Source organism: Pseudomonas sp. Tri1, assembly GCF_017968885.1.
GTDB lineage: Bacteria > Pseudomonadota > Gammaproteobacteria > Pseudomonadales > Pseudomonadaceae > Aquipseudomonas.
In genome coordinates, this window is sequence record NZ_CP072913.1 from 5716091 (window position 1) to 5728223 (window position 12133).

General features: G+C 59.2%; 9 protein-coding genes. 6 read left to right on the top strand and 3 right to left on the bottom strand.

All coding sequences use genetic code 11. The features are described from left to right. Positions 1-17: 17 nt before the first annotated feature. From acs to J9870_RS24850, 4 genes are all read left to right on the top strand, one after another. Entirely contained in the window at positions 18-1955 is a 1938-nt protein-coding gene (acs, locus tag J9870_RS24835; protein ID WP_210640971.1) for an acetate--CoA ligase, read from the top strand. Positions 1956-2101: 146 nt separating this feature from the next. Then, complete coding sequence (locus J9870_RS24840; protein WP_210640973.1) at positions 2102-3118, top strand: class I SAM-dependent methyltransferase; 1017 nt, start codon at positions 2102-2104, stop codon at positions 3116-3118. 120 nt (positions 3119-3238) lie between these two features. Next, positions 3239-6172: a DUF748 domain-containing protein gene (locus tag J9870_RS24845; protein ID WP_210640975.1), complete on the top strand. Its 2934-nt coding sequence runs from the start codon at positions 3239-3241 to the stop codon at positions 6170-6172. A gap of 1 nt (position 6173) precedes the next feature. Further along, complete coding sequence (locus J9870_RS24850; RefSeq protein ID WP_210640977.1) at positions 6174-6470, top strand: DUF2845 domain-containing protein; 297 nt, start codon at positions 6174-6176, stop codon at positions 6468-6470. A gap of 102 nt (positions 6471-6572) precedes the next feature. Here J9870_RS24850 and J9870_RS24855 read toward each other — a convergent pair whose 3' ends face one another. The 3 genes from J9870_RS24855 to J9870_RS24865 form a co-directional block, all read right to left on the bottom strand. Continuing rightward, the gene (locus tag J9870_RS24855) at positions 6573-7535 is read right to left on the bottom strand and encodes a transposase (RefSeq protein ID WP_210639263.1); all 963 of its coding nucleotides are present in this window, start codon (positions 7533-7535) and stop codon (positions 6573-6575) included. A gap of 419 nt (positions 7536-7954) precedes the next feature. Further along, entirely contained in the window at positions 7955-8308 is a 354-nt protein-coding gene (locus J9870_RS24860; RefSeq protein ID WP_003205664.1) for a BON domain-containing protein, read from the bottom strand. A gap of 269 nt (positions 8309-8577) precedes the next feature. Next, positions 8578-8988 carry a pilin gene (locus J9870_RS24865; protein ID WP_210640979.1) on the bottom strand — a complete coding sequence of 137 codons (411 nt, stop codon included), beginning with the start codon at positions 8986-8988 and terminating at the stop codon, positions 8578-8580. A 224-nt stretch (positions 8989-9212) separates the two neighbouring features. On the opposite strand from J9870_RS24865, the gene pilB reads away from it, so the two are divergent. Next, complete coding sequence (gene pilB / locus J9870_RS24870; RefSeq protein ID WP_210640980.1) at positions 9213-10913, top strand: type IV-A pilus assembly ATPase PilB; 1701 nt, start codon at positions 9213-9215, stop codon at positions 10911-10913. Positions 10914-10915: 2 nt separating this feature from the next. Beyond that, positions 10916-12133 (top strand): type II secretion system F family protein, encoded by a 1218-nt coding sequence (locus J9870_RS24875; RefSeq protein ID WP_210640982.1) that lies wholly within the window; start codon positions 10916-10918, stop codon positions 12131-12133.

Genomic DNA, 12133 nt, shown 5'->3' on the forward strand with positions numbered 1-12133 from the left:
AAGAATAAGGAACCGTCATGTTCGATATCAGCCAGTACCCCCAAGCCGATGCCGTCCGCCGGGCTGCGCAACTGAGTCAGGACGAGTACCAGCGGCTCTACAAAGAATCCATCGAGCACCCCAGCGCCTTCTGGGCCGGACAGGCCACGCGCTTTCTCGACTGGATGACGCCTTGGCAAACTGTCCAACGGTATGACCTGAAGATGGGTGACGCCACCTGGTTCGCCGGCGGCAAGCTGAACGTCAGCGCCAATTGCATCGACCGTCACCTGCAAACACGTGGTGACCAGACGGCAATCATCTGGGAAGGCGACAACCCCACCGAATCGGCAGAAATCACCTACAAAAAACTTCACAACCATGTTTGCCGCCTGGCCAACGTGCTGAAAAACCGTGGGGTGAAGAAAGGCGACCGGGTCTGCATCTACATGCCGATGATTCCAGAAGCCGCCTACGCCATGCTCGCCTGCACCCGCATCGGTGCAGTGCATTCGGTGGTGTTCGGCGGTTTTTCGCCGGATTCGCTGCGCGACCGAATCCTCGATGCCGATTGCCGCACCGTGATCACCGCCGACGAAGGCGTGCGCGGTGGGCGCTTCGTACCGCTCAAGCGCAACGTCGACAAAGCGCTGGAGAGCTGCCCGAACGTCAGCACCGTGCTGGTGGTCGAGCGCACCCAAGGCGAGGTGGGCTGGGTTGAAGGGCGTGACCTGTGGTACCACCAGGCCATGCACGAGATGAGCGACGACTGCCCACCCGAACCGATGGACGCCGAAGACCCATTGTTCATCCTCTACACCTCCGGTAGCACCGGCAAACCCAAGGGCGTGCTGCACACCACCGGCGGTTACCTGCTGCAAGCGGCGATGACATTCAAGTACGTGCTCGATTACCGCGATGACGAAGTGTTCTGGTGCACCGCCGACGTCGGCTGGGTCACCGGCCACAGCTACATCGTCTATGGTCCGTTGGCCAACGGCGCCACCACCCTGATCTTCGAAGGCGTGCCGAGCTACCCCAGCAGTTCGCGCTTCTGGCAGGTGATCGACAAACATCAGGTCAACATCTTCTATACCGCGCCGACGGCCCTGCGGGCGCTGATGCGCGAAGGTTCCGGACCGTTGCAGGAAACGTCGCGCAAAAGCCTGCGATTGCTCGGCAGTGTCGGTGAGCCGATCAACCCGGAAGCGTGGGAATGGTACTTCAACGTGGTCGGCGAACAGCGCTGCCCGATTGTCGATACCTGGTGGCAGACCGAAACCGGCGGCATCATGCTCAGCCCGCTGGTGAGTGCGCCACGGCTCAAGCCCGGCTGCGCGACCCGGCCGATGTTCGGCGTACAACCGGTCTTGCTGGATGAAACGGGCAAGGAAATCAGCGGCACCGGCAGCGGCGTGCTAGCGATCAAGTCCAGCTGGCCGGGGCAGATTCGCAGCGTCTACGGCGACCATCAGCGCATGGTCGACACCTACTTCAAGCCCTACCCCGGCTATTACTTCACCGGCGACGGTGCACGCCGCGATGAAGACGGCGACTACTGGATCACCGGGCGCATCGACGATGTGATCAACGTCTCCGGGCACCGTATCGGCACCGCCGAGGTGGAAAGCGCCCTGGTGTTGCATGACAACATCGCCGAAGCGGCGGTCGTCGGCTACCCCCACGACCTCAAGGGCCAGGGCATCTATGCTTTTGTCACGCCGATGAACGGTGTGGAGGCCAACGACGAGTTGAAGAAAGAATTGCTGGCCCACGTCAGCAAGGAAATCGGCAGCTTCGCCAAACCCGATCTGATCCAGTGGGCGCCGGCGCTGCCCAAGACCCGTTCAGGCAAGATCATGCGGCGGATCCTGCGCAAGATTGCCTGCAACGAACTCGACAGCCTTGGTGATACCTCGACATTGGCCGATCCGAGCGTGGTGGAGGGCTTGATCGACAAGCGCCTGAATCGCTGAGCCAAACGACTCGGTACCCCTAAGGCACCGAGTCCCTGTGGCGAGGGGATTTATCCCCTCGTCACAGATAAATCCCTCGCCGCAGATGGGCGTCTGGTCCATAACTGCTAAACTCCCGCGCCTCATTTCTCTAAGGCGCGCCCGGCATGTCTTCCTTGAATCAGGCGCTGCGCGCCGCCCTCGACCAACGCCAGGACCTGCTTGGCCAGTTGCATCAGCAAGGCACCGATTGCTATCGCCTGTTCCACGGCAGCCAGGAAGGCGCTCCCGGGCTGACCGTCGACCGCTACGGCCCGCAACTGTTGGTGCAGAGTTTCCATCAGTCCCTGGAACGCGATGCCTTGTTGCAACTGCACGGCATCGTCAACGAACGCCTGGGCCAGGACACCCTGCTGGTCTATAACGACCGCGCCCGGGGCAATTCGCGCATCGACCGCCAGGACACGGTGTACCAAGCTGACGAAGCCGCCCTGCAAGACCTGATCGGCCATGAATGGGGCCTGAACTATCGCGTGCGCGGGCGCCATACCGGGCAGGATCCGCTGCTGTTCCTCGACCTGCGCAACGCCCGGGGCTGGGTCAAGGAACACAGCCGTGACAAAAGCGTACTGAACCTGTTCGCCTACACCTGCGGCGTTGGCTTGAGCGCTGCGGCCGGTGGAGCGCGCGAGGTGTGCAACCTGGACTTCGCCGAAGGCAACCTGGCGGTGGGTCGCGAGAACGGCCTGCTCAACCCCGCTTTGCCACCCATGGAATTCGTGCAATCGGATTACTTCCCGGCGATCCGCCAACTGGCCGGTCTGCCTATCAGCCAGCGACGCGGGCAGAAACTGCCGGCTTATACGCGCCTGGAGCAACGTCAATACGACCTGGTACTGCTCGACCCGCCGGCCTGGGCCAAGAGTGCTTTCGGCACCGTCGACCTGTTGCGCGACTACCAAAGCCTGCTGAAACCGGCGCTGCTCACCACCGCCGACAATGGCGTGCTGATTTGCTGCAACAACCTGGCAAAAGTGCCCATGGACGACTGGCGCGAGCAGGTGTTGCGTTGCGCGCAAAAGGCCGGCCGCCCGGTGCGCGAATGGAGCGTGTTGACACCCGGCCGTGATTTCCCCTCCCTGGATCAGCAGCCACCGCTCAAGACATTGATCCTCCAGCTCTAAACGCGCACCGCAATTCTCACGCAGAAAACAGACAAATCTCATAAATCACAGTGGCTTCGGAACCGTAAACGCATGCCATACTCCAAGGCATTCCGAATTCACACCAAGATGAAGCCGCACATGCCCAAAGGATTGATTCGCGCTATCGGCGCTCTGTTGACCGCACTGGCCCTCTACAGCCTGTTGGGTTTCCTGATAGTGCCGGGCATCGCCTTGCGCATCGCCAACCAGCAATTGGCCGCCCTTGCGACGGTGCCGGCCCAGATCCAGCGTATAGAACTCAATCCCTTCAGCCTGGAAGTCACCCTCTGGGGTTTGAATATCGGCGAACCGGGCAAGGAGCAGGTCGGCTTCGAACGGCTCTACGCCAACTTGCAACTCGATAGTCTGTGGTCCGGCGCCCTGCACCTGGTCGACATCGAACTGGACAAGCCAAAGACCGAAGTCGTGTTCACCAAGGACGGTCAGTTGAACCTGCTGGGCCTGTTCAAGCTGCCGGCCAGCGAACCGACGCCCGCCGATCCCGAAGCCCACCCCTTCCCGCTGCGGGTCGATCGGATCAAGCTGGCCGGCGGTTATTTGCACTTCCAGGACCTGCGCCCCAGTGAACCCATCGAATTTCTTTACGACACCCTCGATTTCGAGCTGAAAAACCTCAGCACCCTGCCCGACGACAATGCCGACATGACCCTGGTGGCCGCCGGCCCCGAAGGCGGGCATATCGACTGGAGCGGCAATTTCAGCCTCACGCCGATTGCCTCCCAAGGCACACTCAAAGTCACCGGCGGCCAGATGAAAGCCTGGTGGCCCTATGTCCGCGATGCGGTACCCCTGGTACTGGAAAACGGCATCCTGAATCTCAGCACCGACTACAAGCTCAACCTGGCCAAGGGCACCGAGCTGCTGCTCAACAACGTCGCCGTCAGTGTCGCACCTTTCGCCATCAAGGCCCCCGATGGCCGTCCACTGGTAAAACTCGAACGCCTGGATGTCAGTGAAACCACGGTGGACCTGGCCAAGCAGCAAGTCATCGTGGGCAAGATCCGCAGCCAGAAACTGGAAACCTGGGCCGCGCGCGAGGCGGACGGGCAGTTGGACTGGCAGAAACTCTTCGCCAGCCAGCCAGCCAAACCCCAGGTAAAGGCCGAGCCTGCCTCAGCCCCGGCTGCCGCCGATTCGCCGAAGCCGGCCCCCCAGGCGCCCAGCAAACCGTGGCAGGTGGTGTTGAAGGATGTGCAACTGCGCAATTACCAAGTGCATCTGGCTGACCGTCAGGCCCAGCCCGCCGTAGCACTTGAGGTCGGCCCGCTGAACCTCGACCTGCAGAACTACGACACCCTCAACGGCTCACCCTTTACCCTCAAGCTGGACACCGGGCTGGGTAAACAAGGCAAGATCCTGGCCGACGGCGAGGTCAACCTGAACCCGATCACCGCCCGGCTCAAGGTCAAGACCCAGGATGTCGACCTGCGGGTGGCCCAGTCGTATATCAACCCGTTCATTCGCTTGGAATTGCGCTCCGGGATGCTCGGCAGCGATCTGGCGGTAGATCTCAAAAGCACCGAGCCGCTGGCATTCGCCGTTACCGGTCGCGCCCAGGTCGATCAGCTACACACCCTCGACACCCTCAAGACCCGAGATTTCCTCAAGTGGCAGAGCCTGGTCCTCGAGGGCCTCAACTACCAGCACGGTGACAGCCTGTCCATCGACAAGGTCAACCTGTTCCAGCCGTACGCGCGCTTCATGATCAACGACGACCGCACCACCAACGTCGATGACCTGCTGATCCCGCAACCGGCCGACAGCGGCACGAAGAAAACCGCGGCAAAATCGGCCTCCCAGGAGAAACCGCTGGGTATCCACATCGGAGGCATCGCCATCAACGACGGCTCGGCCAACTTCGCCGACTTCAGCCTGACCCCCAACTTCGCCACCGCCATCCAACAGCTCAACGGTCAGATCGGCACCATCGACAGCCGCCAGGCCAAACCGGCCAGCGTGGACATCAAGGGCAAGGTCGATCGCTATGCACCGGTCACCATCAAGGGGGCAGTCAACCCCTTCGACCCAATGGCCAGCCTCGACATCGCCACCAGCTTCAAACGGGTCGAGCTGACCACCCTGACGCCCTACTCTGGCAAGTTCGCCGGCTATCGCATCCGCAAGGGCCGGCTCAATCTCGACCTGCATTACCGGATCACCCAGGGCAAGCTCCAGGCGGAGAACAAGGTGGTGGTCGAGCAACTGCAACTGGGGGAAAAAGTCGACAGCCCGGATGCCGTGAGCCTGCCACTCAAATTGGCCGTTGCATTGCTGAAGGATTCAGACGGCAGGATTTCCATCGAACTACCGGTTTCCGGTGATCTCAACGATCCGCAATTCAGCGTCATGCCGATCATCTGGCAGACCCTGCGCAACCTGGTGGTACGAGCGGCCCAGGCGCCGTTCAAACTCATCGGTGGGTTGGTGGCCGGTGGCGGTTCGGAAGACTTGGGCAGTGTGTCGTTCGCTCCGGGTTCCAGCGATCTGAGCAAAGAAAACGAAGGTGTACTGCTCAAGCTGTCCGAGGCCCTGGGTAAACGTCCCGAGCTGCGCCTGGAGATCGAAGGGACTGCCGCCGAGAGCAGCGATGGCCCGTTGCTCGCCGCCCAGCGCCTGGAACGTGAATACCAGTACAACTACTACAAGATGCTGCAACGTCGGGGCGACAAAGTACCGGCTCAGGCCTCGCTGATACAGGTGCCCGAGGATGAAAAGCCACCGCTGCTCGAAGGCATCTACCGCACCCGCCTCAAGACCCAGCCGCCCGCCGAATGGACGCAATTGGATAAAAAGGCACGAATCGAGAAACTGCGCGAGGGCGTGATCAAGTTCTGGAGCGGCAGTGACGTGCTCTTGCGCCAACTGGGGCAGGAGCGGGCTAGCAGCATCAAGGACTTCCTGGTAGACAAAGGGCAGTTGGCCGACGACCGTGTGTATTTCATCGACGCCAGCCTCGGCCAGGCCGAGAGCGACGGCAGTGTGATCACGCCTATGCATCTGGATGCCGAATAAGATGAAGTACCTGTACGGCCTCAGCCTGGCTTTATTGCTGGCCGCTGGCCAAATGGCGGCAGCCGATACGCTGCGCTGCGGCAGCCAGTTGATCAGCGTCGGAGACCGCTCGAGCGAAGTGCTGCAAAAGTGCGGGGAGCCGGTAGCGCGGGATGACCTGGGCTATAAACGCAGTGTCAATCGCCGGGAAGAATACCCGGTGGAAGAATGGACCTACGGCCCCAACAGCGGCATGTACCAGTACCTGCGTTTCGAGGGGAATCGGCTGGTGCAAATCACCAGCAAGCGCGGGCGCTGAGCTTGTGTTGAATGTGCCGCCGCCATCGCGAGCAAGCTCGCTCCCACAGGGGGGACACGGTGAACATCGATTTGGGGATCACCCTGAATAATGTGGGAGATTCTATGTTGCAGGGGAACCCTGCAACCGTGAATTTGGTTGGTATTCGCTCTGATTTTTCATCAGGGCGAATGCTACCCGACACAACTTGCGGGCAAGGATAACCAAGGCCTGAGTTCTGGCCAGGCCTCGTGCCAAGAAGGCCTCATAGTAAGGTTTCCAGGCAGGAGACCGACAGGCCGCCATCGCGGCGTTGTGCGCCAGGCGTCGTAGCTCCCCGTCCCCTTTTTTGCTCAAGTGACGAGGACTGTGCTTCTTCCCTGAGTCTTTTGGACGCAAATCCATCCCCAAGAAAGCAATGAATGCATCGCCACTGACAAAGTGACCGCGCATGAATGCGGTCGCCAAGCCAATGGCCGTCAGTTCACCAATCCCTTCAATGGCTTTGCAGCGGTTGATGTTTTCAGTGATCCCTACCGCTTGGCTGGCCTCACGCATTAGCTTCTGAATGGCCTGATCGGACTCTTTGAAGACCTCCAACTGCCGGGCCAAGATGTCCTTTAGGCACGGTTCGTTCGAAAAACTCAGCACGATACTGACACGGGCCTTGATGAGTGCCGCACGTTTTCTAAGCAGGTTTTTTAACACTTTGTAGGCTTCTGGAGGTGGGCTCCAGATACGCAGCCTTGCTTGCTCGTTCGTTAGATAACGAGCCAGCAAACGCGCATCACAAGGATCAGTTTTAGCCCGCAGCCCAATACTTTCACGGTAATGGGCCACCCGATAAGGATCCACAACGTAAACATGAAACCCCATTCCATGGGCCAGCTCAGCTGTGTCCAGGTGATAAAAACTGGTGGCTTCCAGCGCAATCGAGCTTTGGGCTGGTAGCGTTTTGAGCCACCGGCCAAGAGCTTCGCGATTGTTGGCGATGGCTTGAGTGATTTTCAGGTCTTCGCGGTAAACGACGATTTCGGCCTTCGCTACATCGATACCAATAACCGTTGGTGAGTTAAGGATTGTCATGACGAATCCTCGGAGCTAGGGTTTAGGTGCTTGTCGGGGTCTACCTTTGCGCTGGCTTGCCTCTATCGTCGGTTTTACCGATGAATTCCTTATCGGCGCTTTAGGTAGAAAGGGCGGAACGAGAAGTCTCCCACGGTCCGTACTGGCTAGAGTCGGAATCGAGCTTTTAGTCCCGCCCACCCCTTCAAGTCTAAACATACAAGCGAGCTTGCTCGCGATGGCGGCGACTCGCTTCTGATTCGGGCGCAAACGCTGCCCCACAGATTAATCCCGCAATAGAACAGGCCCCCGGCACGAATGCCGGAGGCCTGTAACGGCCACATCCATGTGGCCTTTCGCATGAACTCCAAAGCGACGGCAAACGTATATCCTGGCCCGCTTGCCGCGCCTTCTCCCAGCCCAGGCGAGAAGTCTTAGCCTTACTCGGCTTTCAGGCCGTCAGCCGATACGGCCTTGACGCCTTTGATTTTCTTGGCGATCGCCACAGCGGTGTCTTTTTGTGCATCAGTGACTTTGGTCATCGAAGATAGGGACACAACACCTTTGTTGGTTTCGACTTTGATATCAGTGCCTGGAATGCCTTTTTCGGTGACCAGGTCAGCTTTGACCTTGGTGGTGATCCAGGTATCGGAAACGTCCTCTTTGGCCTCTGTCACTTCGCCAGCAGCCAGCATCATCGGCGCCTGAGTCGCTTGAGTGGTCTCGGCGAATGCGCTAGCCATGGTCAAGGTCAGTGCGGTTGCAGCGGCGGCAGTGATAGCGAACTTCTTCATACGAGTAACTCCTGTTTTTCTCAAAAACTGCCGGACGTGCATCCCGGCAGGGTTATCAGGAGTAGTGCGAAGGCTGTGCCAGTTTTTGAAAAACCATTAATTTGTTTTAAATCAATTGGTTAAGCGAAGCGGCGATTTTCACAATCATGCAAAATGCATGAAGCGGTGATTCTGGACATGCAACTTGCGGGTTTTGGCTTCCCGCTAAGCTTATGAATTACGAAGATTTTCTTTTAGTGAGGGAGCAAGCCCCCTCACCTCGTCACGTATCAGACGCCAGGGCAGCCAGCCGGCAGGAATTCCTTGGCAGCGTTAGATGCGCATGTCCAGGCACCGGCGGCGTCTCGGCTAAGGGTGATCGTCTTACCCGCTACAGCAGCAGGAGCATTTGAGAGGGTACAAACGATGGTGCCTGTGCCTGCCGAAGCAGTACCCGTGACTGCTATTGCGCAGTTGCTGGTAGGCGTCGTGATGTTCATGTTGTCCGCTGTTGGGTTAGTTCCCTGATTCATCATGTCCTCGTACGGTACCTTCAACGCAGAAATTTCCCCAAGCCCGGCCGTAGCCTTGGCTCGCGCCTGGTACTTGGAATATTGCGGCAACGCAAACGTTGCCAGAATGCCGATGATCGCCACGACGATCAGCAGCTCGATCAGCGTAAAACCCTTGTGCTTATTCATAGATATCTCCATAGCATGAGGCGAAATCTCATGACCTGAAGCAGCCACTGCACGGCACATGCCAACCCTCACAGCCCAGCCAGCAGCAGGTTTGAGTCTTAAAAAACCCTGCGTCCTACCCCAACAACCGCACTATCTGACGTTTTTTGTCACCCTTGCTTGCTGGTTAGGCGCTTACGCTTGACTAGGCTATAAGTCATGAACTGTTCGCCGTCGGGATTCCCATGAATGACATCGCCCTCAGCGGCCTGACCAAGCAATTGGTGCTGGCCGAACTGCTCACCGAGCAAAGTGCGCAGCAGGCGTACCAACAGGCCCAGCACAGTCGCACGCCCCTGGTCAGTTATCTGGTACAGAACAAACTGGTCCAGAGCCGCCAGGTGGCGGAGATCGCCTCGGAGCATTTTGGCGTCGCCCTGCTGGACCTCAACAGCCTGGACAAAGAGACCCAACCCACGGGCCTGGTCAGCGAAAAACTGGTGCGCCAGCACCACGCCCTGCCACTGTGGCGGCGTGGCAATAAATTGTTCGTGGGCATCTCCGACCCGACCAACCACCAGGCCATCAATGACATCCAGTTCAGCACCGGCCTGACCACCGAAGCCATCCTGGTGGAGGACGACAAGCTCAGCGACGCCATCGAGAAGTTCTTCGAATCCAGCAGCACGGGCCTGGAAGGTATGGGTGATGTCGACCTCGATGGCCTGGACATCGAGTCGATCGACGAGCACAAGCAGGATTCCATCGCTGGCCAGGACACCGACGACGCGCCGGTGGTGCGGTTCGTCAACAAGATGCTGCTGGACGCGATCAAGGGCGGCTCCTCCGATTTGCACTTCGAGCCCTATGAAAAAATCTACCGGGTGCGGGTGCGTACCGATGGCATGTTGCGGGAGGTGGCCCGGCCACCGATCCAGTTGGCCACCCGTATCGCCGCACGCCTCAAGGTGATGGCCAGCCTCGATATCTCCGAACGGCGCAAACCCCAGGACGGGCGCCTGAAAATGCGCCTGTCGAAAAGCAAATCGATCGATTTCCGGGTCAACACCCTGCCCACCCTCTGGGGCGAAAAAGTGGTGATCCGGATTCTCGACCCGTCCAGCGCACAAATGGGCATCGATGCCCTGGGCTACGAACCGGATCAGAAAGACCTGTACATGGCGGCCCTCAAACAACCACAAGGCTTGATCCTGGTGACCGGGCCGACCGGCTCGGGCAAGACCGTGTCGCTGTACACCGGTCTGAATATCCTCAACACCGTGGACATCAACATTTCCACCGCCGAAGACCCGGTGGAGATCAACATGGAAGGCATCAACCAGGTCAACGTGAACCCACGCCAGGGGCTGGATTTCGCTCAAGCCCTACGCTCGTTCCTGCGCCAGGACCCGGATGTGATCATGGTCGGCGAGATCCGCGACCTGGAAACCGCCGAAATCGCCATCAAGGCAGCACAGACCGGGCACCTGGTGCTCTCCACGCTGCACACCAACAGCGCCGCCGAAACCTTGATTCGCCTGCAGAACATGGGCATTCCGGGCTTCAATATCGCCACCGCTGTACACCTGATCATCGCCCAACGGCTGGCGCGCAAGCTGTGCAACCACTGCAAGAGAACCATCGAGGTGCCTGAGGAGACCCTGCTCAAGGAAGGTTTCCCCCGGGAACGCATCGGCACATTCACGATCTATGAGCCGGTTGGATGCGAACAGTGCAACCACGGTTACAAAGGGCGCGTGGGGGTTTATGAAGTGGTCAAGAACACACCTGAGCTGCAACGGTTGATCATGGCCGAGGGCAACTCGCTGGAAATCGACCTGCAAATGCGCAAGGACGGTTTCAATGACCTGCGCACATCGGGGCTGCTCAAGGTGATGCAGGGCATGACCAGCCTCGAGGAAATCAACCGGGTCACCAAGGATTGAACATGGCGGTCAAAGCAGTCAAAACCGATGTCTACACTTGGGAAGGCAAAGACCGCAAAGGCACAAAAATGAGCGGCGAGCTGACCGGTCAGAGCCCGGCCCTGATCAAGGCTCAATTGCGTAAACAGGGCATCAACCCGGAGAAGGTACGCAAGAAGTCCACCTCGATTTTCAGCAAGGGCAAACGCATCAAGCCGTTGGATATCGCCCTCTTCACCCGCCAGATGGCCACGATGCTCAAGGCCGGCGTACCTCTGTTGCAAGCGTTCGACATCATTGGCGAAGGCTTCGACAACGCCAACATGCGCAAGCTGGTGGAAGAGGTGAAACAGGAAGTCGCCGCTGGCAACAGCTTCGCCGCATCGCTGCGCAAGTGCCCGCAATATTTCGACGACCTGTACTGCAACCTGGTGGACGCCGGTGAACAGGCCGGCGCCCTGGACACACTGCTGGACCGGGTCGCGACTTACAAGGAAAAGAGCGAAGCGCTCAAGGCCAAGATCAAGAAAGCCATGACCTATCCAGCGGCCGTCGTTCTCGTCGCCGCGGTGGTCACGGGGATCCTGCTGGTCAAGGTGGTGCCGCAGTTCGAGTCGGTGTTCTCCGGGTTCGGTGCGCAGTTGCCGGCCTTCACGGTGATGGTCATCGGCCTTTCGGAGTTCATGCAGCAATGGTGGTGGATGCTGCTCGGCGGGCTGGTGGGTAGTTTTTTTGCGGTGAAATACGCCCTCAGGCGCTCCGAGGCCTTTCGCGACTGGCGCGATAAATGGCTGCTCAAGCTGCCTCTGATAGGCACCCTGATGTACAAATCCGCCGTGGCCCGGTACGCCCGCACGCTCTCCACCACATTCGCCGCCGGCGTGCCGCTGGTGGAAGCCCTGGACTCGGTCTCGGGCGCCACCGGCAATGTGGTGTTCAAGCGCGCGGTGCAGCGCATCAAGCAAGACGTCTCGACCGGCATGCAGTTGAATTTCTCCATGCGTACCTCAGGGATCTTTCCGAACCTGGCGATCCAGATGACCGCCATCGGTGAAGAATCCGGTGCGCTGGATGACATGCTCGACAAGGTGGCGAGTTTTTATGAGGCCGAAGTGGACAATCTGGTGGACAACCTCACCAGCCTGATGGAACCCTTCATCATGGTGGTCCTGGGGGTGGTCGTCGGTGGCCTGGTGGTTGCCATGTACCTGCCCATCTTTCAACTCGGCTCAGCGATCTGA